Source organism: Chryseobacterium sp. FH2 (genome assembly GCF_001045455.1).
GTDB lineage: Bacteria > Bacteroidota > Bacteroidia > Flavobacteriales > Weeksellaceae > Chryseobacterium.
In genome coordinates this window covers 13,639-39,501 of sequence record NZ_LFNE01000011.1, presented here as the reverse complement: position 1 = coordinate 39,501, position 25,863 = coordinate 13,639, and the positions used below count along the sequence as shown (strand labels likewise).

Here is a 25,863-nt window from a genome sequence, read left to right as displayed (position 1 = left end):
TTATACAAAATGTAGCAATATATCAATATAACAGTTTACCAATAATTGCTAGACTGTTATATTGATACATTGGTATATTAACTTATTTCGTTCTGTTTTCTTCAATGAATTTCGCCATTACTTCAATAGACTGGAAGATTTCCTTCCCTTTTTTAGGGTCAGATAATTTGATTCCATATTCTTTATCAAGAAGAACGATTAATTCAAGAGCGTCAATAGAATCCAATCCAAGACCTCCTCCGAATAGTGGGTCTGTATCTTTGATTTCTTCTATTGCAACATCTTCAAGATTAAGTACTTCAATGATTTTGTGCTTTAATTCTTCTCTTAAGTTTTCCATAAAAATTATTTTAATGTACTATGTAGTAGTTTACCAATTTACCAATGGATTACTGCAAAACATGGCTACATTGTTATATTATTAATTTGTTACATTACGTAGTCAGCAAATATACGAAAGCATTATAACTTTCCTGATAGAGTTCTACCCATCCGCACAATACTTTATCTGCTTTTCCGGAATCTAAAATCTGTTTTGAATAGTCATTTAAAAATTTTTCATCAAATTCATCCAAGACAAAAAAAGCATTTTCTGTCTGCATTTTGTGCCTGATACTGATTTCACCTACACAAATATTCGGTAAAGTATATACAAAAACCGCAGGACTAGGAAAATAATTTTCCTGGGAATTGATGCTTTCCTGGTATTTAAAATCAGTGTCTAAACTTGATGATTTATTGGCAAAAACCAATGCTGTTCTGCTGTGGTCTTCGTTTTTTAAAATCATTTCAGAAGCAAGAAAAGTCAGTTTGCTCAAGTTATCCATTTTGTGAAATTTCGGATAGTTCAGTTCTAAACTTTTATAAGCTTCTTTTGCGAAATCTGAAAAATTTTCAGTTTGGGTTTCAAAAATAATATCGTTGTTGAGAATGATTTTTGAATTTTCTATGGTGCAAATGCCAGTTTTTTTCATCGTTTTCATTTTAACATTTTTCCAGAACAATAGCTGCATTACACCCGCCAAAACCCGAAGCTGTTTTCAAAATATATCTGATTTCTGCCGGTTGGTTCTCTTTAATAATATTCAAAGATTGGGAAGTTCCCGTCTCTTCAAAATTTTTAGATGGAATTAAAGTATTATTTCTTGCGCTTTCCATAGAAATAATGCTTTCCAAAAGTCCTGATGCGCCCAAACAATGCCCGTAATAGCCTTTCATACTGTTTAAAGGAACATCTTGTAATTTCATTCTGTTGAAAGCAACGGCTTCCATTTCGTCATTATATATCGTGGCTGTCCCGTGTGCGGAAATAAAATCAATTTTTTCTGCTGAAACTTGAGCTTCTGTCATGGCATTTTGGATGCTGGCAAATAATCCGTCACCGGTTCTTGAAGGTCCGGAAATGTGGTTGGCATCATTAATAGCAGAATCTCCCAATATTTTAAAACTAAATTTCTCGTTTTGATTTAATTCTGAAGTGATATAAGCTGCCGCTGCCGCTTCACCGAGATTGATTCCGTCACGGCTTTTGTCGTAAGGTTTGCAGATTTCCGTTCCGATTGCCTGGAAAGAGTTGAATCCTGAAATTACAAATTCTGAAACCTCATCCCCGGCAATCACAAAAGCATCCTTATATTTTCCAGCCTGAATCATATTTTTCGCAACCGCAATCCCCATTACTCCGGATACACAGGCATTTGAAATTACTATTGGCTTACTTTTAAATCCAAAAAAATCAGCAATCTTTTGAGCTAATCTTGAAAGAAAAACGCCTTCCGGTAAAGTTGTCTGATTTTTTAAAAGGCTTATATTCCCTTTTGTTGTAGATAAAATAAAAGCGGTTTCGTCTGTAATGTTATGTCTTTCAACCAAAGGTTTTAAACTTAACAAAAACATTTTTTCAAGTCTTGTAAAATCCTGATTGTCGAAGTTTTTTTGAAACTCGGTTTCCAATTTTTCAGAATCTATCACGGAGACGTAAAAAGATTCCTGATTTTGTATGATTTTATGTAATGCTACACCTGATTTTCCTTCCAAAAGGGCATTCCAATTCGAAGAAACATCAAAACCTAAAGGCGTGACACAATGATAATCTGTAATATAAACTTCTTTCTTCATTACAATCCCATTTTATCTTTCCAAGCCTGAAAAAACTCAGGATTATATAAACATAAATTATTGTCTGAATCCAAAAAAACCTGAATGGTTTCTCCTGTACAGACCAGTTTATTTTGCTCATTAAAGAGCTCGTATCGGTAAATTAATTTCGCTGAAGTTGAATTTACGAAAGTCGTTATAATCTTGAATGTTTCTCCATACTTCAATGGAAGAAAATGTTCACACGTACTTTTTACAATAGGTGTTACAAATCCGGCTTTTTGGATATCGAGATAAGTCAAACCGTGCTGTCTTCCGAAAGCCTCCCTGCCGTCTTCAAAATAAACGATGTAATGCCCGTGCCACACAATTCCCAAAGGGTCTGTTTCGCTGAATCTTACCCGGGCCTCTTCCGTACAGCTTAATATATTTTCTTTAGACTGCATTCTGTTTTCTTTCGTAAATTAATGAAATTCCGACCATTGTAATATAGAATAAAAATAAGAAAGACAATTCTTTGGCAATTCCTCCGATTCCGCTGTTTCTTAAAATAATGTCATAATAAGCATTCAGTCCCCAATTCATTGGAGAGAATTTGGCAACAGACTGCATGAAGTCAGGCATTAAAAACACAGGAACCCAGATTCCTCCAATTGCGGCCAAAACTACAACAGAAGTTGCTCCAAACGGCGCAGACTGTTCCTGTGTATCGGCAATGGTTCCCAATAATACTCCGAACCCAATCGCCGCCAATCCTGAAAATAAAGTTACCACAATAAGCTGGAACATTTTCCCTGTGACATCAAACTGCGGTAAATCCATATAAGGAAAAAGGTAAATTCCTACAGCAACCATCAATAAAAACTGAATGACACAGATGATAAGATAAGTAAAAGTTTTTCCTAAAATGTGAATGTAATACGGAGTAGGGCTCACTCTTACCCTTACGCTCGTTCCCTGGCTTTTTTCTTTAACCAGATTAATCGACAAAGGGACAACAATAAAGAAAATTGCAAACAGTGCCCAAGCCGGAACATTGTGTTGAACGGAATTCGGAATCGCTTCCATTTCTCCTTTTTTCGGGGTGATTTCTTTAAAGCTGATTAAATTTTTATTTTCCTCAAGATTTTCTGTCGTTCCCAGCTGGTCCTGGAAAGCCTTGTAAATCTTTTTATTCTCAATTTCAAAGACCATTTTATTCACGGAATTCATCACGGAATTTTTGAATCCGGCATTGGTTGCAGGATCAAAATATAAATGAATCTCTTTTGCTTTCACGCCCGGAACCTGAACTTTTTGGTCTGAATTTTCTTCCAAACCAAACGAACTTACAATTGCCTGAACTTTGGAATCGATATTGGAATTTAAATCTTTCGTTAAATTTTCAGGAATGACAATCGCCATTTGATAATCACCTGAGAAAACCACATCCTGAGCAGATTTTTCATTATAATTGGTCAAAAGCTGAAATGTTTTGCTGTTTTCCAGTTCCAGTTTTATATTTTTGGAAACTTCGGACTTATCATTATCAATGAAAATGATAGGGATTTTTGAACCTTCCAGGTTTTTGAAAGTAGAATCCTGAATCAATGTAATGGTTACAATCAGCAACAAAGGCATCACAAAAATAATGACAATTCCTCCGATATCTCTTTTCAGTAAAAGGATTTCTTTAACGAAGCTTCTCCACAATTTATACAACAACATCTCTTAATTCTTTTCCGGTTAATGAAATAAAAACATCTTCTAGATTTTCGGCACTTGCCACTCTGTTTACCAATTCTTCAGGTGTTCCGACTGCGTGGATTTTCCCTCTGTCGATAATCGCAATTTTAGTACAAAATTCTTCCGCCTCTGAAAGGTGATGCGAAGTGTAGATGATGCACGTCCCATTTTTGTTTAAGTCCTGCAAGAAGTCGATGATTACTTTTTTTGACTGAACATCTACACCCACAGTTGGCTCGTCCAAAAACAAAACCTTAGGATTGTGCAGCGTTCCTGCGATAAGATTGCAGCGACGCTTCATTCCTCCCGAAAATTGCTCAACTTTTTTATCGGCAAATTTTGACAAACCCATAATTTCTAGGGCTTCATTAATAGCACTTCTTAATTTTTTGTGGCTTAAGCCGTAGAGACTTCCGAAGAACATTAAGTTTTCTCTTGCCGTTAATGTCGGATACAATGCATATTCCTGCGGAACGATTCCGATGATTTGTCTTAATTTAAAACCGTCTTTTTGTGGTGATAATCCGTTGATTTTAAAGTTTCCGGAAGTTGGTTTAACTAAGCCGGAAAGCATGGATATCAAAGTTGTTTTTCCTGCTCCGTTGGGCCCGAGAATTCCGTAGATTTCATTCTTCTCAATATTCAATGAGATATCATTTACAGAAAACTCTTCTGCATTTTTATATTTTTTATATAAATTTTTGATTTCAATAATATTCGCCATGATTAGATAGCTTTTCTCAGTTTTTTATAGAAAGCTTCTTCCAAATCTGCAATATGAAGCATCGTTTTTGAAAGCTGGTTGTAAATATCGCTTTTTGAATTCCTGTTTTTGTAAACCCTTGCAATATCCACTGCAAAATCTCTCCAAAGGTCTCCGATAGTGGTGATTTCTTTAGACAACTCTTTTAGCTGGTCATTTTTAAGAATTACTGCAGCTTCCTGTAAAAATGCACCATAGATAAACCTGAAACCGCCACCGCCGGTTCCGATTTCCTCCTGCATTCTGATTAATTGTCCAAGATAGTGGTTGGTCACTTTTGTGCCTTTTTTTTCAGCCCATTTCGGGATGCTTTTTGCGACCCATCTTATTGCTTTTACCCCAACAAGAGGAACAGGAGCCAACATATTTTTACAAGTGTCTCTGATTCCCTTTTTGATAGCATTTTCCAGATTTATGTTTTCAGGAATATAAATAGGGTAGTACATATGACCTTTTGGCGGAAGTGCGCCTTTGGCATATCTTACTTTTTCCAGTTCAGCTTCGGAAAGAGAAGTGGGGTAGTCCATTACAGGATCACTGATTAAAAATCTTCCGTTTTCTTTGCCATAAACGACCAAATTGTGGGCGTTGAAGTGGAATTTATATTCTTCAGGAAAATAAGTAAGGTTGAAAACGCCGACCTGTAAACCTGTTGGTATATTTTGATTTAAATTTCGTTCTAATGCTTTTTGAGCATCAGCAGGATTTGAAAATTTTTCTCTTTTAATTTTAATTCCCAATCTTTTTGCTGCCTTACTGAAAATAGCACCCGGCATCGGACGATAACTAAAACCGGGAGCAAAATTTACTTTTAAAAAAGGCAGATACACAAAGAACAATCCGGAACCGATTCCAAAAATCATGGGTTCGCTGAGTTTCAACCCTTTGTTTAATAATAAATTAGAGGCAACACCGTTTTCGCAATGCGCAGTCTGATGGTGTTCAAAATTAAGTTTCATTTATAGTTTGTTAATTTTTTCAAAAAGCCAAGTGGAATTTTCATTTCATTTAGCTTTTATCTTTTTATCCGGAAATTCTATTTTCCGTTGAAATTTTTTAATTCATCCACTGAAATTCCGAAGGCATCGGCATATTTTTTCAGTACGGATTCGCTTAGTGTTTTAAATATTTTTGGTTTTGTGTGTCTTTTGACGCGCCATTGCCACATTCCGACGTAAGCAGCAAGCACTTGTACATCCATTTTATTCAGTTCCATGAAATAAATGATTGGACTTACAATATGATTGGCAACATTTTGTTTTGCTTCTTCAATTCTTTCGTTAATTAAAGCTAAAGATTCATCTAAAGCTGCTTTTTTAATATCCCAACCAATGCTTCTTGCGGTTGTATAATTATCGTTTTCATCTGTGACATACAACACCTCGGTCATGTTTGCTGATTTCAGATTACTTTCGTCTTGAGGCAGGTTTTGTTTTTTCATGGCTTTATTTCTTGAATAAACAAATTAATTTCAGCTCTTATTAATAATTCATCATGATTAAAGGTTTCACAAAAGATATTGCAGATATTTTCAAATTGGGAAATCAATGATGCTTTCGAAATGATTTTATCGCCCACTTTCGGCAATGTGAAAATTTCAATTTTTTTGATATTGGTTATGAAGCCAATCACTTTTGTATCCGTGTCCGGGTCTTGAAAAAAGCTTTGTCCTAAAATTGAAGAACAGGTTTGTGCTAAATTTTCAATCAAACCGGCTTCTACAAATTCATTATTATGAACAAAGATATTATCCTGTAAAATTTCAAAGGAAGTGATAACTTTTTCTTTGGTCAATTCCAGAATATAATCTGCCATCAGCATCGGCTCGCGATGCGGAAGAAAATTGTGTATATTGATAAGGTTCTCTTCCTTGATTTCCATTAAAATTTATTTTACAACAGTTTTCATTTGAGAGCTTGCAATAACCTCATCATTTAATTTCGTAACGGCGTCTACCAATGTTACTCCCATTATTTCACTCAGAATGGTAACTTCTGTTTCCAATCTATCTCCAACTTTTGGTAATGTTTCTGCATCAAAAGATTTAATGGCACCAATATATCCTGTCGGAGCTTTTTTCCCTAATAAATAATATTGGTAGCCGGTGTGTAAAGCAACGCTTTGAGCCTGATGTTCTACCAAACCGGAAGCCTGAAAAACTCCATTCTGAACAAAAATATTTTCCTCTTTTATCTCAAGTCCTGAAATCAGTTGATTTTCAGAATAGTCTGTAATACTGTTTACCATTACAAAAGGAAATCTTTGCGGAATTAAGCTTTCGACAAAATGTTGATCAGAGGTAGGCAATTTGTTTTCCATTAGCAAACCGTTAATAAAGCACAAGAATAAGCAAATCTCCCGCTTTCAGGGACACAAAGAAGTACTTTTTCTCCCTTTTTCAGCTTTCCTGAATTCATTAGCTCTTCTAAAGCCACAAAAATAGAGCCTGCGCCGATGTTTCCTATTTCAGAAAGGTTGTAGTACCATTTTTCCCAAGGGAAATCCAATCCTACATTAGCAAATTCGTTTTTCAGACCTTCTTTAAAATAACCGGAAGAAATATGAGCTAAAACATGGTCAACGGTTTCCGGGTCAAGATGATGCTTGTCAAAAGAAGACCTTAAACTTTCTGCACCTTTTACCAAAATATATTTATCTAAAATTTTAGTGTCTTGTTTCAATGCAAAAATTGATTGTTTCAACCATTCATCAGATGGATAATCAGCCCAGGATTTTAAGCTTCCGTCTTCTTGTTTTTCACAGCCTGCGTACATACAAGCTTCGATTTCGTGAGCGTAAGAATAAAAATCTATCCATTCTACTTTTAGATTGGTTCCGTTTTCTCTTGGCTTGTTTTCCAGTAAAAAAGCACCTGCTCCGTCGGAAAGCATCCATCTTAAGAATTCTCTTTTGAAGGCGATGATCGGCCTTTCTTCCAATAAAATTAAATTCTCAGCTTCGTGGTTGAATTTATCAGCTGTCATCCAGGCGGACATCCTTTCAGAGCCTGCACAAACAGCAGTTTCCTGAACTCCTGCTCTGATGGAAAGAAATCCGTAGTTAAGAGCATTCATTCCCGAATTACAAAGACCTGTTGCGGTATTAATTTCAATAGATTTTCCGATGTTTAATTCACCATGAACCATGGAAGCGTGTGAAGGCTGAATCTGGTCGGGAGAAGTAGTCCCCACAGATAACAACTTCAGGTCTTCTTTTTTGAAATTTTCGTCAAAAAGCCCTTCAATAGCTTTTGCTGTAAGCTGAGCGTTTGTATGCGTTGGGTTTCCTTCTTTGTCTAAAGCGTAATATCTTGTCGTGATTTTGTTGTTTCTTAAAATAATAGACTTTGCTTTAGATTTTGCGTCATTTATATAACCAAGATACGTTTCCATTTCATCATTAGAAACCGGCTCATTGGGTAAGTATTTTGATGCTTTTGTTATAAATACGTCGTACATTCTATTTTAAATTAATTCCTTGTAAATATTCTCTCTGTTTTTTTCTTTTGAACCAAAAAATTGGTGTTGTCAGCAAGTGTAAAACCAGTACTATTGGTGATATAATCCAAATCGCTGCCATCAAATATACCTTAAACAATTTGATAAGCAATGGGCGCTTCTCTTTTTTCTTTATGATAAGATTTGACCAAATAGTGAAAATTTTATTTCCTACTTTTTCTACTCTTACCAGGAAAGGCCTGATTTCTATAGCTCCGTTTTTTACCAAATCAGACTGAAGGTTTTCTATGTCATTATTATTGAAATGTCTTTCAATAATTTCGCCATATTTTACCGAACCATTAATTTCTTCATCTGAAACTCCGGCTGCAGGAAGTAGTCCTGATTTTTCTTTTTGTCCGCCAATCATCCACCGAATAACGGTCAGTACACTCGTGTAATTATCGTGCCTGTCTACCAAAGCAATGTTTCCTACAAGTTTGGCATTCATGTTTTTTAGATAAACTTTTAGCTTTTCCTGAGAGAGCATCCACATATTTCTTGTTGCAGAAATGGTAACAACTTGTGTGTCTTTCATTATTTTCTCAGCATAGCCGCTTTTTAAGAATGAGATAATCGGGATAGATGGCGTTAAATACCAGACCTGATACCCAAAAATAATAAGGTCATACTTTTTACCCAGTACCTCTTCGGACGGAGGCAATATTTCGCTCGGAATCTGAAGATAAGATTCCGGAAATGTGTTAAAAAAAACATCATTCGGCCAGGGAAAAGGAAAATCTTGTTTTAGCCGGATATTATAATAAGTAACATCGTATTCGTCCTTTTTTTCTTCAAAAGGCAGGGTGACATTCCTTACAATATCTTCCAATTGACCGGTTTGTGAATAATATATAACGAGTATATTTTTTTTCATTACTATTTTTTAGCGTTTACAAAAATATGCTTTTCATATTTATTATTTAGAACTAAATATTTTTAATGATTCAGAACTAAACTTTAGGGTAAAATTAGTATTGTCTAATAAATTATTTTTTCTGTTAACAAAAATGATAGTTTCCGGCAGGCCTGTGATATTATTTAGATTAAAGTTTTCGTCAGAAATTAAAAGCACATTTATTTTTTTATTTACTTCCGAAATATCATTGATGTAATTGATCTTTCTTCTTTTTACCAAATAACTTTGTTCAGCGACTTCTCTTTTTTCTTTATTATTGATTAAACTGAAAATTTTTCTACTTGCCTGCTGAAGGGTAAGCAAAACATCTTTTTGCCCAAAATCATCAGCAATATGTAAAATCACTGCATCATCTGCAATCTGTTTATTCAGCTCAAAATAAACAGATTTGTTTTTATTGAAATCGTCTTTTAATTCTTTTACAACTTCAGTTTCCTTATATAAAAAGCTTAAAAATAATTTGTTTTTAAAATAATTTTCGTTTTCAATTTCGTTTCTCAGCTTCGCAAACTGCTCTCTGAAATAGGCATTAATTTTTTTAGTTCTTTCGGAATAATTTTCCCCAAAATTCATATCATTTTTACTGATTCTGTCACCAACTTTTACGGTAATGCTTCCGTCATAGATTATAAAATCACCTTTAGGCAAAACTTCGGAATTTCCATGAATGTAAACCGGAACAACATCTAATCCGAATTGTTCTGCAATATAAAATGCTCCCTTGTGAAACCTTTTTACATTATTAGTATAAGAACGTTCAGCTTCCGGAAATACCATTAATGAGTAGCCTTCTGCTATTTTTTCTTTCAGTTTTTCCATTCCGTTTTCAATACCATGAGAAACGGGGAAAAAGCCTAAGGCTTTTACCAGTTTTCCGAAAACCGGGGAATCATAGACCCAGTCATTCACCAAATAGACAATCTTGTGTGTTGCCATCGCAAGCGCTAAAGTATCCAGAAAAGAGGTGTGATTGGCAATGATGACAGAAGGTTTGCTGAAATCTTCATTCGGATTTTTAATGACTGTCTTCTTTACAAATGGTGTAACATGTAAAACAGATTTTAAAAATAATGCAATAAATTTCTTAATGTTATCCAACGTCTTTCCTTTTGCCTTTCGTACAAAAAAGTGCCCGAAGAAAGAGAAAAATAATCCGCCCAATCCATAATACAAAAATGATAGAATTGAACGCATAAATAATCTGAACGTTATTGGTGAAAGTCCTTTTTTTGCTCTGTTTGTAATTAACAATCTAAACCAAAACGGATACAAAGTTGAAGTGATGATAATTACGGAGAGCATTCCTATTAATGCAACTAATGCTAAAGAATGCAGTGCCGGATGTTTCGCGAAAATCAAAGAACCGATGGAAAGAATTGTTGTGAAAACTGCTAAAATGATAGATGTTCTGTATGTGGGAAGTTCATTTTTCCCTGTAGTGTGCTCTTTCTGCATTGCTTTTGTCAGGAAAATACTGAAATCATCTCCAACCCCGAAAACCAATGTACAAACAACGGTACTGAAAATATTTAATTCTAAACCTAAAAAATATAAAATTCCTGCCGTCACTACTCCCGTTAACACAATGGGAAACATGGTAAGAACTGTCAGTTCAAAATTTCTAAAGAAAACAATTATCGTCAAAACAATTGCCAGAAGAGAATAATTAATCAATGTATTAAAATCTCTTTTTAACAAGCCTAAAAAATTTTCATTCATTTGTTGGCGGTCGATAGCCAAAGCATCATGTTTTTTCTCAACATCTTTGATGAAAGTATCCCTTTTCTTTTCGTCTACTTTCACAACATTCGAAACGGTATAAAAACCGTTTTCCTGACTTAAAAATTCTGAAATCTGTAAAGCTTTTATTTTTTTGTAGTCTTTTAAGCTTAAAGTAGAATAGTTTTTATTTAAATTTTCATTGAATTGGTCGAATGCAGAACCGTTGAAGCCAAATTTATTCCCGTTATTGATTAGTTCGGAAATAGTTTGGTTCTTTTTATTGCTGTTCCAGAATGCATTCCATTCCTTAATTTTCTTTTGTTGATCTTTTTCAGATAAAACCACATTTCCAAGAGAGTTGTAACTTAAAATTTTTCCGTCTTTTTTTTCTTTTTCAAGGAAATTGCTCAGTTGAGAGTTTCTTGTCAGCGCTTCATTTTCGGAATTTCCATAAGAAATGGTGTAAATGGATTTTGAAGTGATGTCTGAAAGTTTTTCAAGTTTTGCCTCACTTATTTTCAAATCTTTCGGAATGTAATTTAAATCCCCAATATCTTCATTAAATCCAACGTGTCTAAAACCGAAAAGGCAGGCAATAATAATGATAGAGCAGCCAATAATTAAAGGTTTGTTTTTCTCGTACGGATAAGAACCGATTCTGTCTATGAAATTGGTATTTAAATCATGTTCCTTTTGCTTGGGTTTATATAGTTGAGGAACAATAATCAATGCTGTAATAGAAGATAAAATAACCGTAATTGCTGCAAAAAGTCCTAAATCTTTCAATGCTTCTGAGCGAACAAAAATAAGGCATAAGAAAGAAACAGCAGTCGTCGCACTACTTAAAATGATAGGCTGTGTGATTTCCTTATAAAGCTCTTCAATATTATTATTGTGCTTATAATGGGTAAGAATATGCAGGGCGTAATCAATCGTAATTCCTATTAAAATAGCTCCTACACTCAATGAGATTGCAGAAATTTTGTCTTTAATAAAATATAAAATCAACAAAGCCAGTAAAACTGAAAATACGGTCGGAAGAAAAACAATGATTGGTGTAAAAAAGTTTCTGAAATAATAAATCAGCAAAATCAAAAGTACCGTCATGGAAATCATGACTGTATTTTGGATATCTTTTTTGATTTGCTGAGCATTTGCAACAGCAATGACAGGCGAGCCAAAATAACTGACTTCGGTTTTTCCTTTGAATTGTTTGTTGAGATTATCTTTTATTTCATTTAATTGATTAACAAATACTTCGTTATTTTTTGTGTCGTTGCTTTTATTTTTTGGTTCAATAAATAGAAGCAGGTTTTTCCCGTTTTTAGTAACGATATAATTGTCTTCAAGCTTGAAATCTTTACTGATATTTAAAGCGTTCAGCTTTTTGATTCCTAAAAAAGTGATTCCCAGCGGATCTTTCTTTATGAAGTCTTTTGTGACCAAACTTGTGGGTGAAGCTAAAGAAATGTAATTGTTTTCCACCTGTTTTGCAATGCTGTCTATCTGAAGTTTTCTTTCAATTTCCTTGTAATCGTTTTCATCTAAGAATAAAGGAAGGTTTTGATTGACAAAATCGAAGGTTTCTGAAATTTCGTTATCATTTATTTTTCCCTGAATAGAGCCGATATATTTTTGTAAAGGTTCTATTTGAATTAAAAAAGCATCTGCAGTTTCCGAAAGCTGAAAATTATCCTCTTTGGATTTATTTTCAATGATAACAATGATTTTATCTGAGAAGTTGAGCTGTTTCAAAACTTTGGCAGTAAGATCAGACTTTTCATTTTTAGGAATTATCTGGTTGATATCTTCCTCAAAATTTATTTTTGAAGCAAAAAACCCGCACAAAAGAGCAATTCCCACTGCAATACATGCAGAAAGAAGCCTGTTTTTGGAAATTAAATAATATAAAAATATAAAGAAATGATGCATTGCATTATAAAATCAAGTTTGCAAATTTAATTTTTTAAGTATTAGTTCAAAACATTTAATAATAAGTTTTCATTGAAAATCAACAAAATATTCTGACGAAAATGAAAAAATATTCTACTTTTGCAAAGTTCCGACAGATGAAAAAAAATTATAAAAATTCATACACCTAGATAATGAGTTTACTACACCCATATTTTCTGATAATAATCTTTTTCCTAGTTATATTTAGTTACCAAGAAGTATTTAGAGGAAAGGTAGATAGAAAATACCTGTATTTCCTTGGAGGCTTTATGATTCTTGTGGCGGGTTTTCGTGATGCGGGCCCTGATTATGGTAGTTATAGGGGAATATATGTGTATTCTGATACCATTGATTATTTCAGTATTATTTTAAAGGGGTTACATCTTGATAGCCCGCAGCCTATAGCTGTAGAATGGCTGTATATCCTTATCAATAAAATTTTGCTTAATATTTTTAATGCCCCCTTTTACATGCTTACGTTTGTAGTGGCTGTATTAGCAATATTCTTTAAGATGAGGTATGTGGAAGATAATACGTTTTATCCCTTTACCTTCATTTTGTTTATGTTCATACCCGGCTTTTTTATTGGAGAATGTGGGCAGATGAGACAGAATTTAGGAATTTTTATAGTATACTATGCTGTAAGGTTTATCAAGGAGAGAAAGCTGTTTTATTATCTTTTATGTATTTATTTAGCGGGGGGAATTCATAATGTATGTTATGCTGTTTTACCTATGTATTGGGTGGCCCGTATTCCTGTAAATAAAGCAATTATGCTTGGTGCAATTGTAGTATCTATATTTTTATCACCTTTTGAGGTGTATAGGGTTTTTGGCAGCTTTTTGGACGGTATTGCTTCTGATAGCACGGTCATTGGCGGTTTTAATGCCTATATGGAGGAAAGTGCAGAAAGGCTTAATGGAGGAATAGGTATTCCTGAAGTAATGACCGCAATTCTTACGTTTTTCCTGTTTTTCTATGATACCAAGCTGAAAGAGAAATATCCGTATTATGAATATCAAAGAAACTATGCACTTGTCGGGATTTGTTTTTATTTTATATTCAGGAATAACCCGGTTTTCTCCTCGAGACTGGTGGGTGCATTTACCGGTTTTGGATTTTTAATAATTCCAAATGCAATGTATGTGGTCTCAAAAACCAGTAAAACGCTTATTTATGCATTTATAATATTTTTGGTTGTATTTAATTTCTTGGTTTTTTCCAGCTTTAGAAATATTACTGCGGGTAAATTTACAATTGATCTTTACCAAAACTTTCTACTCCCCTAATCATAATACTTAAATGACAGCATACATAGAAACTATATTCAACTTCATTAATAATTTTCTCTAAATTTTATATTGCCCCAAATTTTTGGGGCAGTTTTTTTATTTATGTTAATTTAAAAGACTATCTGCAGTTTTTTATTATTTTTGTCAAAAATTTATATACTCATGATGAAGAAAAAAGCATTTTTGCAGAAACGGCTTGTCTGTTTTTGCAGGTCTCTCAACAAATTGGATTACTATCAAATAGAAAATTTTATCGCTAATGATGTATCCTAAAATAGCCGTACTTGTCCCCTGTTATAATGAAGCTCTGACGATTGGGAAAGTTGTAAAGGATTTTAAAACTTTTCTTCCTGAAGCAGAAATTTTTGTCTATGATAATAATTCAAAAGACGGGACATCTGATATTGCAAAGGAAGCGGGTGCAATTGTCCGGCATGAAAGAAGACAGGGAAAAGCAAACGTTGTTTTCAAAATGTTTCGCGAAATAGATGCTGATATTTATATTATGATTGATGGGGATGATACCTATCCGGTAGACTGTGTTCAGGAGATGGTGAATCAGTTTATTGAGAACAATTGTGATATGCTTGTAGGAGATAGATTATCTAATAACAGTTACAAAAAAGAAAACAAAAGAGCTTTTCACAATTTCGGAAATAATCTGGTAAGAAGTCTCATTAATGTATTTTTTGGATCAGAATTGAAAGATATCTTATCTGGTTATAGAATTTTTTCAAGAAAATTTGTGAAAAATTATGCCAGCACTATAAAAGGCTTTGAGTTAGAAACAGACCTTTCAATTTATTCTCTTCATAACGGCTTGTCAATAGAAGAATATTCAATAAATTATAGAGACAGACCGGAAGGCAGTGAATCAAAACTAAATACTTTTACCGACGGATTTAAAGTTATCAAACTTTTCTTTAATCTGGTAAGGCTTTATAAACCTTTATTGTTTTTCGGTGCAGTGGCTGGTGTGTTATTCGTTATTGGTCTCTTATTTATGATTGTTCCTATCAAAGAGTACTTTGAATATAAATATGTATATAAAGTTCCGACTCTTATATTTTCGATAATGTTGGTCATTGTATCTCTGCTTTCTTTTATGACCGGCCTTATTCTGGATAATATCAGTATAATTGATAAAAAGAACTTTAAGGTAAGGTATAATAGTACAAAATGACATGAAGAATAGATTGATTTTCCTTCTTTTTGCTATTTTATTGTTTTGTAATAGTCAGTTTAATTTGTTTCATCTTATTCCAAAGGAAAGGTTTGATTACAGTTTAGTTGAAGTATCTGAGACACTAGTCATTGGGAAACTGTTAAACTCTCAACAGGGTGGAATATTTGAAGACGGAGGTTTTACAGGCGTTTTTTATGTTGATCGGGATTTCTCTAACAGGGGTATTGCCGGAAGAAAATCTTATGCCAAGTATATCAATAACGAGCATCCCAGAAAATATTATTATTGGGCTTATAAATCTCAAATTGGAGGTCAGGCTATATTGTACAGCGTTTTTGATAAAATTTTCAACTTAGATAATAAAGTCAGTATAACTATTTTTAGAATGCTAAACTCATTAGCGTTAAGTGTTTTGTTAACTTTATTTATGATTTGGGTAAAAAGAAAATTCGGATTACTGACAACTATAATCTCTTTCTTGATTTTAATTTTAAATTATTGGATATTTTTATACGGGAAAAGTACCTGGTGGTGCAACTGGGTTTATTTCTTGCCTTTTGTTTATTCTATGTTCTTTTTTGAACAAAATAAAGAAAATTATAGCATTAAAAAATATGTAATTGTATCATCGCTGTTATTTTTTATTAAGTTTTGGTTCACCGGATTTGAATTTATTACAGTATTCTTAATATCTTCTGCTATTCCATATATCTATTATTTATTCGAAAATAAAAGATCGTTTTATTTGAATTTTATAGGAAGGCATTTTTTAATTGTCATACTTCCGTTTATACTCACAATTTCATTTCAATTATTTCAATTTAACATCTTAACGGGTAATTTTAAAGATGGAATTGCTCACCTTGTAGATGCCTATGCAAGAAGGGCTAACGGAGAATATTCATATAATGGAGAATACGCTTATCTGAATACTCTGAAGCAGTATCATTTGGATATACTTCTCAGGTATATTGGAGGCTCATTCGTAAATGAAGATTTTGTAAAAATGCCTTTTATTGTTATTATTTTCTTGGGTATTGTTTGTTCTGTATTTTTGTATGTAAAAAATATTGACAGAAGATTAGTTATTACCACCTGGTTTTCGATAACAGCTCCGCTCAGTTGGCTTATTTTGTTTAAGGAGCATGCACATATTCATCCGCATATTGATTTTTTTATATGGTATTGTCCATTTATGATATTGGTAATAGTATTAATATCTTTGACAATGGCTTTCCTGTTAAAAAATATTAAAAGAAATGAATTGAAACATAAATAATATTTTTGGAGTTAAAGATCTCTTTAAATGATAAAAAAGACAGCATTTATATGTTGTCTTTTTTTTTATTGATTCAATATGGATTTATTTTATCTATTAATTTTCTATTATTAATATTCGTTTATATTGATTATAGTAATAAAAAACAGTCCAATATTCTTTTATTTTTGCAATGCTTGTGTTTTGAAATAAACTATTCGTACTTGTAATTAATTATAAATGTTTTTTTATTTGTATAATTTGTTTATCTATTTACAATTTATATAATAAATAAAGTTTTATTACTAAGGGCGTAAATGTTGTATTTTGATAAAGAGCGCAAAATTCAAGAGTATGAAAAAGTCAGTAAAAAATTTAGTGGCAATTTTTTGCCTAGTCTCGATCGGTATTTATTCTAAGAATTTAAAAGTATATAAAAACCAATTACAGCTCACGCATTCAGATTCTTTAATCAGGAATTCCTATCCAAAAAAGAATATGTTTTTTGATAATACAATGGTAAAACCAACGTCTGTAAATAATATTCCAAAATTAAACCAAAAAAGAGGACAATCGGCTGCTCCGGATTGGACGAAGGCTCCTAATAGCTATATTTTTGATCCTTCTCAGGGTAATGAAGGCTTGTATATTCCTGTAAAAAAAGCTTATGTCATGTGGGAGCAGGAGAAGATGCTGGGTGCGTCCGGTATTCCGATGGGTAAAGCTGTTGCTGAGGTTTTGTGGGAAGATGTTCACGGATTGATAAAAACAGGTGCTTCTTATTCTTTAGAATTAGTAGATTCGGGAGCAAATGCCAAAATCAGAGTTCCTATAAATAAGACCAGAGAAGGAAATGCTGTTGTTGTGTTAAAAGTAAATGGTGAAGTATATTGGAGCTGGCATATTTGGGTGACTGATGATCCTGCAAACGGGCCTTCTTATAAAAGCTATGCAAATGTTAAAAGACAAAGAAATGACGGAACAATAGAAGTAATCCCTGATTCTGAATGGAAATGGATGGATAGAAATCTTGGAGCCATAAGCAGCTCTATGACATCTTCGGAGTGGAGCAGAAGTGGAGGACTGCTTTACCAATGGGGGAGAAAAGATCCAATCCCGCCATTAATAACAAAATCAGATGATTTTTATGAAGTAAGCGGTACGATAGGAAGAGTTCGTCACAGAGGTGCAAAAAATATGTCCGGAGCTTTTACTATTGACAATCTTACGAAGTATGTGCCTTTGTCAAGCGCTTTTATAGAAAACAATATTAAGCTTGCGATTAAAAATCCATTAAGTCTTATTTATGTAAATAAAGATGACAATTCAGGCCAGGCTTATTATAATAACAACTCGAATTTGCCCGTCAATTGGTTCGGCCGCTCTTCTGCACTGCCTGATCATCAGCTCGGAGAGCTTAATTTATGGTCTGATAATGCTCAGGGGAAAATTATAACAGCTAATTACAACGCAGATGCAAACTCAAATCCTTACAGGGATAAATCAGCCTATGATCCATGTCCGAATGGTTGGCGTATTCCATCAGTCTTGGTAGCAAATCTGGGTTCTACCTCGTATATTGATGATATCAGAATTGATTATTCTCCTTTCAGTGTAAGAACGAGTATTGGAAAAAATATCTTTGAATCTAATAAATATTATATAATTAAACCGACTGATTCAGGCGTGCCGGCTTACATGACGGGATTTAGGGTATATTCTAATTTTGGATTTGATTTATCAAATGTTGGCGGAAATAATATGGGAATCTATCCGGGGACAGGGCAGTTGGTCAGGAGTGCCCATGAAGGCCAATATAGTGATGCACATCATACAGGATTGTGGACAGCTACAATGCCCAGACATTTTGACGCTTCTCCTGCTGTAAGCGCAAGAATGTTATGGATGATACCAGACAAAGATCAGCCGGATGTTCCGGATGCAGGCCTGCCGAATGTAAAAGGAAGATATTTTTATATGCCTTTAATGGCTTCAGGGACTTCAGATGCAAACGGATGCAGATGTATTAAAGATCCCTTATATATTATTGATAATTATGATTTTCCTACAGAGTATTTAGCTCCTATTTTAGAATATAGAGAAGGAATTAATAACCCCAATACGTATCAGATTGTGAAGAACTCCGCAGGATCAACTATTGAAATTCCTGTAAGTAAAGCTTTTTCAGTTCAGAGTCAGATTCTTAATAACCAAAATATATTAAATTCTGCAAGTTTTAATAGTTTAAAAGCAAATGTACTTTGGACAACAAATTCAAACATGATAAATAAAGTGAATATTATTAATGCTTCACCAAGTTCATTGCAAGATCTTCTCAATTCTAAAATATCGGTATTGATTAATCCAAACCAAAGCGGAAATGCTGTAATTACACTTCATAACGGAAGTATTACAAATCCTGTGTATTGGTCGTGGCATATTTGGGTGACAGATACTCCCGTTGCATCTTATCATTATACAACAGAGCTTCCGCTTTCAAATGTTACGAATTATGTGAATTACATAGAGAAAGGATATTCGCCATTGCAAACGGAGTTTATGGATAGAAATCTTGGGGCAACAGATGCTTTCCCGACTGTAATCAATCCACTGACTCCAAATGCTGCGGAGCTGTTACAAATCAGAGCTTCCGGAGGTCTCCATTATCAGTGGGGAAGAAAGGATCCGCTTCCTGTTTTGCAAAATGTAGATAATAGAAGTTCAAGCAATGTATTTTTAGGTAGCGTAACGGCTAATGGAACGGTTACTTATACCACACTTACCTATGCGGCTTACAATAATTTGTCGGGAAGTTATATTGTTCCCTATAATATGTATGCTAATGCTGTAAATTCAAATATTTTACCAACAGATAAACCTTCTGAAAAAGTGGCGAAAGTATTATCGTATTCAGTGAGAAATCCTTTGGTTTATATGGTTCCGAGTACTTTTTCCTCTTACAATAGCGCTCAGCCTCTTTATACTAATGGTACAGACTGGCTGGCAACAGAGCCTAATTTGGCTTATGACAGATGGGGGAGAGGGGGCGAAAAATCCCCTTTTGACCCATGTCCTGAAGGCTGGAGGATTCCGGATGTGACGAGTGTTTCTATTATTTCAAATAAAGACTTCGGTCACTCACCATGGTATAAAAAAGATAAAAATGCAGCAAGTGCATGGAGTATTCTTAATGATTATTTGGGCTTAAGAGTAAGGAATAGTACGGCGACAACCATTGGATATATATATAATGATCCTTCTTATCGTGTTGGTAATTACCCGAATGCTGGGTCCAGAGGAACCAGAGGTGTGATAAGTAATCAATCTCCGCAGGGAACATTTAATGTGATAAATTTTCAGTTTCCGGGAATTTGGACAGACGCTTTGAACTCAAATTATCTGGGAAGACCTGTAAATGTTATTTTTGATGCTGCTGCGACAGCAAATAAGATGACTGCTTATTATGATAACAACGATCCTTACTTTGCGATGAGTTGTCGTTGTGTGAAAGTAAAATACGAAACAGGTAATAACGAAAGCGGGCCAATTCCTAAATTACAAATTACAACACTTCCTGCGACAAAAGCCTCTTCTCCTTTAAGTAAAGCTGAGGTTATGGAAAAAATTAAGGAAAATAAAATTTCTATATTCCCGAATCCGGTAAAAGATGTTCTTCACATCAAAGCTCCTGAAGAGAAAGGATATTTTTATCAGGTTTATAATATGTCAGGACAGGTTGTGAAATCGGGTGAATTCAAAAATGGGCAGACAGACCTGTCATCGTTGGTTCCCGGGGTTTACCTCATAAGAGTAAATTCTGAAATAATAGGGAAAATTATAAAACAATAGCTGTTAAATGATAAGGTAAAGAGGTGGACGGCTAAGCATCCCATCTCTTTTTTTGTTTTACTACAAACCTTATCTATTACAATTGAAGAAAAATTCTATATCTATAAAATATAAACAATACTAATACTCCGTATTTTTAGTGTTAAAGGGCTCTGTGCGAAGGTTTTAGTTCTTTTAATTTTTTCTCAGGGAGTTTTAATCAAATAAGGGAGATTTTTAAATTAAACTGATATTACAAAACCTATATAATAAAAAAGCTTTACTTTTGCAAAAATTTTTAGAATGTCGAAAAATTTAGTAATCGTAGAGTCACCAGCTAAGGCCAAAACTATTCAGAAATATTTAGGAAAAGATTTTGAAGTAAAATCAAGCTTCGGACACATCAGAGATTTACCTAAAAAAGGAATGGGAATTGACCTTACTACATTCAGCCCCGATTACGAAGTTTCTGCCGACAAAAAGAAATTGGTAACAGAGCTGAAAGCTGCTGTGAAAAAAGCCGAAATGGTTTGGTTAGCTTCCGATGAAGACCGCGAGGGAGAAGCTATTGCATGGCACTTGGCGGACGAGCTAAAGCTAAAGCCCGAAAACAGGAAAAGAATCGTTTTCCATGAGATTACTAAAAATGCCATTCTAAAAGCGATTGATAATCCCAGAGATATCGATCAAAACTTAGTAAATGCACAGCAGGCAAGAAGAGTTTTAGACAGAATCGTAGGTTTCGAAATGTCTCCCGTTCTTTGGAAAAAAGTAAAACCGGGATTATCGGCAGGCAGAGTACAGTCGGTTGCCGTAAGATTAATTGTTGAAAGAGAAAAAGAAATACGCGAGTTTATACCGAAAGCAAGTTTCAAACTTGACGGGATTTTCTTAAATAAAACAGAGCAGGAAATTGCTGCCAAACTAAAAAAAGACTTCGAAAAAGAAGAAGATGCAGAAAAATTCTTAGAGTTGGCAAAAACTGCAGAATTCAAAGTTCTTAATGTTGAAACCAGACCGGGAACACGTTCTGCTTCTGCACCTTTTACAACTTCTACGTTACAGCAGGAGGCTTCTTCAAGATTAGGATATAATGTTACCAACACCATGCGTCTTGCCCAGAGGCTGTATGAAGAAGGGTATATTACCTATATGAGAACAGACTCGGTAAATCTCTCTCAGGAAGCTATTGAAGGGGCAAAGAAACAAATCATTTCAGAATATGGCGCTGAATATTCTTCACCAAGAAATTATACAACCAAATCGGCATCGGCACAGGAAGCTCACGAAGCTATTCGTCCGACTGATTTTGCAGTAACAAGCATTGGCGATGCTCAATTAAATAGATTATATCAGTTAATTTATAGAAGAACACTGGCTTCTCAGATGGCAAATGCTAAAATTGAGAAGACCGTGATTGAAATAGGTAATGCCAAATTACCACAGAATTTTGAAGCACAGGGAGAGGTTATCATTTTTGATGGTTTCTTAAAAGCTTACGGAATTGTTAAGACAGAAGATGATGACGAAGAGAACAACGAAAAATTACTTCCAAAAGTAAGTGTCGGAGAAACATTAGAATACAAAAAAATCACAGCAACAGAAAAATTTACAAGACCAAGCGCTAGATATACAGAAGCCGGTTTGGTAAGAAAGCTTGAAGAATTGGGAATTGGTCGCCCATCAACTTACGCACCAACAATTCAGACGATTCAAAACCGTGAATATGTTGATAAGCGTGAGATTGATCCGCAAACTCGGGAGGTGATTAAAATGTCTTTAACGAAGGATAAAATAAAAAAAGAAATTCTTGTTGAAAAATTTGGTGGAGATAAAAATAAATTTATCCCAACAGATACTGGTGAGGTAGTAAGTGATTTCCTGACAGATAATTTTAAAGAAATTTTAGATTACGGTTTCACAGCAAGAGTAGAAGAAAGCTTTGACGAAATTGCAAACGGTGACCAGCAGTGGAAGGAAATGATGACAAATTTTTATTCTAAATTCCATCCGAGAATTGAAGATGTAGAAGAAAATGCAGACAGGGCCACAGGAGATAGGCTTTTAGGGGTTGACCCTAAAACAGGTAAAAATGTTCATGCAAGAATCGGTAGATTTGGTGCCATGATTCAGATTGGAGAAACGGAGGATGAGGAAAAACCGGTTTTTGCATCGTTAATGACCGGGCAAAATATCGCAACCATCACTTTTGAAGAAGCAATGGAGCTTTTCAAATTACCTTTTGATTTAAATGAGTTTGATGGGCAGCCTGTTTCTGTAGGTGTTGGAAGATTTGGCCCTTATGTGAAATGGGGAGAAACTTTTATCAGCATTCCAAAAGGTGAAGATCCTCTTTCCGTAGATCAAAAACGTGCCGAGGAAATCATCAATGAAAAGAAAAAGGCAGACGCACCGATTGCAACATACAAAGGTGAGCCTGTAACAAAAGGAACAGGAAGATTTGGGCCTTTTATCAAATATCAAAGTATTTTCATCAACGTTCCGAAGAGATATAATTTTGATAATCTTTCTCAAAGTGATATTAATGAATTAATTGATGCTAAATTAGAAAAAGAGGCAAACAGATATATCCAACAGTGGGAAAAAGAAAAAATTTCCATTGAAAACGGAAGATGGGGGCCATTCATCAAATTTGGAAAAGCGATGTTTAAAATTCCAAAGAAAAATGATGATACAAAATATGATGCGGAAGAGTTAAAAGATATTTCTCTTGATGAAGTCAAGAAATGGATTACTGCTCAGGATAAAAATGCTTTTGTAGAAAAGAAAAAGCCTGCAGCTAAAAAAACAACAACGGCAAAAAAGACGACAACAGCGAAAAAAGCTCCGGCAAAAAAGAAATAATAAATTGTTAGCGTTTCTGTATTAGACCTGTTCCCCTCAGTGGCTGATACATAAATGCTGATTTTTTCCGTTAATTACTATTGAGCTAATCATTTATTGATGTACATGGTAATTTTGGGTTTAAAAAAACATAAATAATGAGAAATCTTTGTTCCTTATTGATACTTTTACTTTTTGGTCTTTGTATCATTTTTTTGATGTATGATGTGACCTCGTTTGCAGGAAAATATATTTATCCTTTAGATGATGCCTATATTCATCTTTCTATAGCGAAAAATTTTGCACTGCATAATGTATGGGGAATTACAGAGTATGAATTTTCATCTACTACATCTTCGCCCTTTTTTACTTTATTGCTGGCGTTCTTTATTAAATGTTTTGGTAATTATGAATACTGGCCAATTGTGCTAAATCTGATTGCCGCTCTTTTTTTATTGTTTTCTATTAATACTATTTTTAAGACCGTAAGCAATAAGACCTATTTTGTCTGTATAAATCTTGTAATTTGGTGTATGCCTTTATTTACAATGGTATTGGTAGGGATGGAACATATTTTTCACACTTTATTTTTATTGCTGAGTATATTTTATTTTAAAAAATATTCAGAATATCATCTGTCAAAAGATTTTAATCTGTTGTTATTGTTTTCTGTTCTGTCGATAGGTTTCAGATATGAGAGTCTGTTCTTTATATTTTTTATGTGTATTTACTTATTTTTTGTTGAAAAAAAATTCTTTACAAGTATTTTTCTTGGAATTATTTCTTTATCACCGGTTATTATTTACGGGATTATTTCAATTCAAAATGGATCGTTTTTTTTGCCAAATTCTCTTATTCTAAAGGGAAATACTAATGATGGGGGATTCACAGAATTTATTATTAGAGTTTTAGGAAACGGATACCGCGCACTTTCTTTATTGGCATTATTCATATTTTTATTGATATCAATATTCAAAAATAAAAAGAGTGGTTGGTTTGATTTTCTAAAGAGTAATAATATTCAAATCATAATTTTTTTAGGGTTTTTTCTGCATCTTTTGTTTGCCAATTTTGGATGGCTGTTGAGATACGAAGCCTATTTGCTGGTTTTATTTGTTTATGCGCTGAAAGATTTCATCGAAGATATTCTCAATTCCGAAAAGAGAATTTTGAGGTTTGCCTTTATACTTTTATTAGCACTGCCTGTTTATTTCAGGACATGGACAATGTTTGAGAAACAAACATTAGCATCAAAAAATATCTTTGATCAGCAGATTCAGATGGCAAATTTTCTCAAAAAATATTATAACCAGTCAAGAGTTGTAGCTAATGATATTGGCGCTATTACGTATTTTACGGATATTCATTTATTAGATACTTTTGGTTTAGGAACTGCTCAAATAGCGGAAATAAGAAAAAATGATCATGGCAAATTCAATAAAGAAAATCCTCAGTTAAGAAATTTTGTTTATCAATATTCGGAAAATAATAGTTATGATATCGCTCTTGTATATGACAGTTGGCTTCATATGCCCGATAATTTCCAAAAAGTTGGCCAATGGACGATACAAAATAATTATATTAGCGGTGACTCAAAAGTCAGTATCTATTCTATAAGACCTGACGGGAAAAATGGACTCATAGAAAATCTTAAAGAATTCAGAGTAACCATGCCAAAAGATATTAATATAAAAATTTCAGACTAATGAATTTTGAAGATTTTATAATTTCACCAAGAAATTTTAAAACTGAAAACTGGCAAATCGGAAGCCGGATTACTAAAAATATAAAAGAAGACAGCATTGTACTTTTATTTGTTTCAGATTACAGAGGAGCAAATGGGGATGCCGAAGTACAGGATTTTACAAATGTCAGAAAAGAGTTTTATAAGCTTTCACAATTAGATTTTGAAATTCCAATTGTGGATTTGGGTGATTTGGTTTCGGGGAAATCAATTCAGGATTCTCATTATATTTTACAGGAAGTCTTATCTGCTTGTCATTATAAAAGGGCTATTCCGATAGTTATTGGAGGCTCAAATGATTTTGCATTTTCATTATTCTCAGCTTTAAATTTTCATATAAAAAGTATTAATTATACTCAGGTAAGCAATATTATTTCTCTAAAGCAGGGCGAAATAATTAACGATCATACTTTTTTAAGTAAAATTTTTGGTGCAAAAGATTTTGCCATAAAAAATTATCATCATTTAGGATATCAGAAACATTTAAATGAAGTTGATTCAGTGAGGTTAATTAAAGAAGTAGAGTTTGATATTGTCCGTTTAGCTGAAATGATGAATTCCACAGAAAAAACAGAGCCGTTTTTCAGAAAAGCAGATTTGGTAACGGTAAATTGTGATGCTATTGAGAGTTTTAGCGAACCCTTTTCTATGAATCCGCAAGTGAACGGCTTGAATCGAAGAGAAATTTGTGCATATATGAAAGAAATTGGGTTAAGCGAAAATCTAAAATCTGTGGGAATCTTTAATTGTAATATATATTCTGAAAATCAACTAAATCATCAGCTTTTAGCACAAATGATGTGGTATTTGATAGAAGGAATTAACATTCAAAGGTCTCACCCGAAAGAAAGGCATTACGAAGCCTTTTATGTTCTGATTGATGACAGACAATATACCTTCAGACGTGATACTTTCAGTAATCTGTGGTATTTTGGGGATGATGAAAATATAGAAAACTGTATTCCATGTTCCAGAAAAGATTTTGATGATGCCAAAAAAGGTTGGCTGAATGCAAGACTGATGAAAATTTAGTGT

The 25,863-nt window shown here is 33.7% G+C and carries 20 protein-coding genes; 7 read left to right on the top strand and 13 right to left on the bottom strand.

Annotated features, from left to right (window positions below; genetic code table 11):
• Nucleotides 1-82: 82 nt before the first annotated feature.
• The 13 genes from ACM39_RS15870 to ACM39_RS15810 all read right to left on the bottom strand — a co-directional run bounded on the left by ACM39_RS15870 (nt 83) and on the right by ACM39_RS15810 (nt 12,655).
• Complete coding sequence (locus tag ACM39_RS15870; RefSeq protein WP_048512030.1) at nt 83-340, bottom strand: phosphopantetheine-binding protein; 258 nt, start codon at nt 338-340, stop codon at nt 83-85.
• A gap of 94 nt (nt 341-434) precedes the next feature.
• Nucleotides 435-974 carry a 3-oxoacyl-ACP synthase gene (locus ACM39_RS15865; RefSeq protein ID WP_117590753.1) on the bottom strand — a complete coding sequence of 180 codons (540 nt, stop codon included), beginning with the start codon at nt 972-974 and terminating at the stop codon, nt 435-437.
• 10 nt (nt 975-984) lie between these two features.
• Complete coding sequence (locus ACM39_RS15860; RefSeq protein WP_048512029.1) at nt 985-2,118, bottom strand: beta-ketoacyl synthase N-terminal-like domain-containing protein; 1,134 nt, start codon at nt 2,116-2,118, stop codon at nt 985-987.
• Entirely contained in the window at nt 2,118-2,543 is a 426-nt protein-coding gene (locus ACM39_RS15855) for an acyl-CoA thioesterase (RefSeq protein WP_048512028.1), read from the bottom strand. The genes ACM39_RS15860 and ACM39_RS15855 overlap by 1 nt, the downstream gene beginning before the upstream one ends.
• Nucleotides 2,533-3,804 (bottom strand): ABC transporter permease, encoded by a 1,272-nt coding sequence (locus ACM39_RS15850; protein WP_048512027.1) that lies wholly within the window; start codon nt 3,802-3,804, stop codon nt 2,533-2,535. Before ACM39_RS15850 ends, ACM39_RS15855 begins: the two co-directional genes overlap by 11 nt.
• On the bottom strand, nt 3,791-4,546 hold the full coding sequence (locus ACM39_RS15845; protein WP_048512026.1) for an ABC transporter ATP-binding protein: 756 nt from the start codon (nt 4,544-4,546) through the stop codon (nt 3,791-3,793). The genes ACM39_RS15850 and ACM39_RS15845 overlap by 14 nt, the downstream gene beginning before the upstream one ends.
• 2 nt (nt 4,547-4,548) lie before the next feature.
• Nucleotides 4,549-5,544, bottom strand: a complete 996-nt coding sequence (locus ACM39_RS15840; RefSeq protein WP_048512025.1) for a BtrH N-terminal domain-containing protein — start codon at nt 5,542-5,544, stop codon at nt 4,549-4,551.
• A gap of 77 nt (nt 5,545-5,621) precedes the next feature.
• A complete protein-coding gene (locus ACM39_RS15835; RefSeq protein WP_048512024.1) occupies nt 5,622-6,026 on the bottom strand; it encodes a hypothetical protein in 405 nt (134 codons plus the stop codon).
• Nucleotides 6,023-6,466 (bottom strand): ABC transporter permease, encoded by a 444-nt coding sequence (locus ACM39_RS15830; RefSeq protein WP_048512023.1) that lies wholly within the window; start codon nt 6,464-6,466, stop codon nt 6,023-6,025. The genes ACM39_RS15835 and ACM39_RS15830 overlap by 4 nt, the downstream gene beginning before the upstream one ends.
• Before the next feature lie 6 nt (nt 6,467-6,472).
• Complete coding sequence (locus ACM39_RS15825; protein WP_048512022.1) at nt 6,473-6,904, bottom strand: hypothetical protein; 432 nt, start codon at nt 6,902-6,904, stop codon at nt 6,473-6,475.
• The gene (locus ACM39_RS15820; protein ID WP_048512021.1) at nt 6,904-8,043 is read right to left on the bottom strand and encodes a beta-ketoacyl-ACP synthase III; all 1,140 of its coding nucleotides are present in this window, start codon (nt 8,041-8,043) and stop codon (nt 6,904-6,906) included. The genes ACM39_RS15825 and ACM39_RS15820 overlap by 1 nt, the downstream gene beginning before the upstream one ends.
• 1 nt (nt 8,044) lies before the next feature.
• Nucleotides 8,045-8,959 carry a hypothetical protein gene (locus tag ACM39_RS15815; protein WP_048512020.1) on the bottom strand — a complete coding sequence of 305 codons (915 nt, stop codon included), beginning with the start codon at nt 8,957-8,959 and terminating at the stop codon, nt 8,045-8,047.
• A 42-nt stretch (nt 8,960-9,001) separates the two neighbouring features.
• On the bottom strand, nt 9,002-12,655 hold the full coding sequence (locus ACM39_RS15810; protein ID WP_048512019.1) for an MMPL family transporter: 3,654 nt from the start codon (nt 12,653-12,655) through the stop codon (nt 9,002-9,004).
• Nucleotides 12,656-12,828: 173 nt separating this feature from the next.
• Between ACM39_RS15810 and ACM39_RS15805 the strand changes: the two genes are divergently transcribed.
• The 7 genes from ACM39_RS15805 (at nt 12,829) to ACM39_RS15775 (ending at nt 25,860) form a co-directional block, all read left to right on the top strand.
• A complete protein-coding gene (locus ACM39_RS15805; protein ID WP_048512018.1) occupies nt 12,829-13,965 on the top strand; it encodes an EpsG family protein in 1,137 nt (378 codons plus the stop codon).
• A 262-nt stretch (nt 13,966-14,227) separates the two neighbouring features.
• Nucleotides 14,228-15,151, top strand: coding sequence for a glycosyltransferase family 2 protein (locus ACM39_RS15800; protein ID WP_228377129.1), 924 nt, complete (start codon nt 14,228-14,230; stop codon nt 15,149-15,151).
• 1 nt (nt 15,152) lies between these two features.
• Nucleotides 15,153-16,433 (top strand): hypothetical protein, encoded by a 1,281-nt coding sequence (locus tag ACM39_RS15795; protein WP_048512017.1) that lies wholly within the window; start codon nt 15,153-15,155, stop codon nt 16,431-16,433.
• 333 nt (nt 16,434-16,766) lie between these two features.
• Nucleotides 16,767-20,261, top strand: coding sequence for a T9SS type A sorting domain-containing protein (locus ACM39_RS15790; RefSeq protein ID WP_048512016.1), 3,495 nt, complete (start codon nt 16,767-16,769; stop codon nt 20,259-20,261).
• 282 nt (nt 20,262-20,543) lie between these two features.
• Nucleotides 20,544-23,105: a type I DNA topoisomerase gene (topA, locus tag ACM39_RS15785; protein ID WP_048512015.1), complete on the top strand. Its 2,562-nt coding sequence runs from the start codon at nt 20,544-20,546 to the stop codon at nt 23,103-23,105.
• A gap of 137 nt (nt 23,106-23,242) precedes the next feature.
• On the top strand, nt 23,243-24,790 hold the full coding sequence (locus tag ACM39_RS15780; protein WP_131701470.1) for a hypothetical protein: 1,548 nt from the start codon (nt 23,243-23,245) through the stop codon (nt 24,788-24,790).
• Nucleotides 24,790-25,860 carry a formimidoylglutamase gene (locus tag ACM39_RS15775; protein ID WP_048512013.1) on the top strand — a complete coding sequence of 357 codons (1,071 nt, stop codon included), beginning with the start codon at nt 24,790-24,792 and terminating at the stop codon, nt 25,858-25,860. Before ACM39_RS15780 ends, ACM39_RS15775 begins: the two co-directional genes overlap by 1 nt.
• Nucleotides 25,861-25,863 lie beyond the last annotated feature (3 nt).

What these genes read in the sequence shown, in the direction of transcription:
- ACM39_RS15810 (WP_048512019.1), bottom strand. Translation starts at nt 12,655, where the DNA reads ATGCATCATTTCTTTATATTTTTATATTATTTAATTTCCAAAAACAGG.
- ACM39_RS15870 (WP_048512030.1), bottom strand. Translation starts at nt 340, where the DNA reads ATGGAAAACTTAAGAGAAGAATTAAAGCACAAAATCATTGAAGTACTT.
- ACM39_RS15820 (WP_048512021.1), bottom strand. Translation starts at nt 8,043, where the DNA reads ATGTACGACGTATTTATAACAAAAGCATCAAAATACTTACCCAATGAG.
- ACM39_RS15850 (WP_048512027.1), bottom strand. Translation starts at nt 3,804, where the DNA reads ATGTTGTTGTATAAATTGTGGAGAAGCTTCGTTAAAGAAATCCTTTTA.
- ACM39_RS15805 (WP_048512018.1), top strand. Translation starts at nt 12,829, where the DNA reads ATGAGTTTACTACACCCATATTTTCTGATAATAATCTTTTTCCTAGTT.
- ACM39_RS15825 (WP_048512022.1), bottom strand. Translation starts at nt 6,904, where the DNA reads ATGGAAAACAAATTGCCTACCTCTGATCAACATTTTGTCGAAAGCTTA.
- ACM39_RS15845 (WP_048512026.1), bottom strand. Translation starts at nt 4,546, where the DNA reads ATGGCGAATATTATTGAAATCAAAAATTTATATAAAAAATATAAAAAT.
- ACM39_RS15865 (WP_117590753.1), bottom strand. Translation starts at nt 974, where the DNA reads ATGAAAAAAACTGGCATTTGCACCATAGAAAATTCAAAAATCATTCTC.
- ACM39_RS15840 (WP_048512025.1), bottom strand. Translation starts at nt 5,544, where the DNA reads ATGAAACTTAATTTTGAACACCATCAGACTGCGCATTGCGAAAACGGT.
- ACM39_RS15790 (WP_048512016.1), top strand. Translation starts at nt 16,767, where the DNA reads ATGAAAAAGTCAGTAAAAAATTTAGTGGCAATTTTTTGCCTAGTCTCG.
- ACM39_RS15795 (WP_048512017.1), top strand. Translation starts at nt 15,153, where the DNA reads ATGAAGAATAGATTGATTTTCCTTCTTTTTGCTATTTTATTGTTTTGT.
- ACM39_RS15775 (WP_048512013.1), top strand. Translation starts at nt 24,790, where the DNA reads ATGAATTTTGAAGATTTTATAATTTCACCAAGAAATTTTAAAACTGAA.
- ACM39_RS15800 (WP_228377129.1), top strand. Translation starts at nt 14,228, where the DNA reads ATGATGTATCCTAAAATAGCCGTACTTGTCCCCTGTTATAATGAAGCT.
- ACM39_RS15780 (WP_131701470.1), top strand. Translation starts at nt 23,243, where the DNA reads ATGAGAAATCTTTGTTCCTTATTGATACTTTTACTTTTTGGTCTTTGT.
- ACM39_RS15830 (WP_048512023.1), bottom strand. Translation starts at nt 6,466, where the DNA reads ATGGAAATCAAGGAAGAGAACCTTATCAATATACACAATTTTCTTCCG.
- topA (WP_048512015.1), top strand. Translation starts at nt 20,544, where the DNA reads ATGTCGAAAAATTTAGTAATCGTAGAGTCACCAGCTAAGGCCAAAACT.
- ACM39_RS15860 (WP_048512029.1), bottom strand. Translation starts at nt 2,118, where the DNA reads ATGAAGAAAGAAGTTTATATTACAGATTATCATTGTGTCACGCCTTTA.
- ACM39_RS15855 (WP_048512028.1), bottom strand. Translation starts at nt 2,543, where the DNA reads ATGCAGTCTAAAGAAAATATATTAAGCTGTACGGAAGAGGCCCGGGTA.
- ACM39_RS15815 (WP_048512020.1), bottom strand. Translation starts at nt 8,959, where the DNA reads ATGAAAAAAAATATACTCGTTATATATTATTCACAAACCGGTCAATTG.
- ACM39_RS15835 (WP_048512024.1), bottom strand. Translation starts at nt 6,026, where the DNA reads ATGAAAAAACAAAACCTGCCTCAAGACGAAAGTAATCTGAAATCAGCA.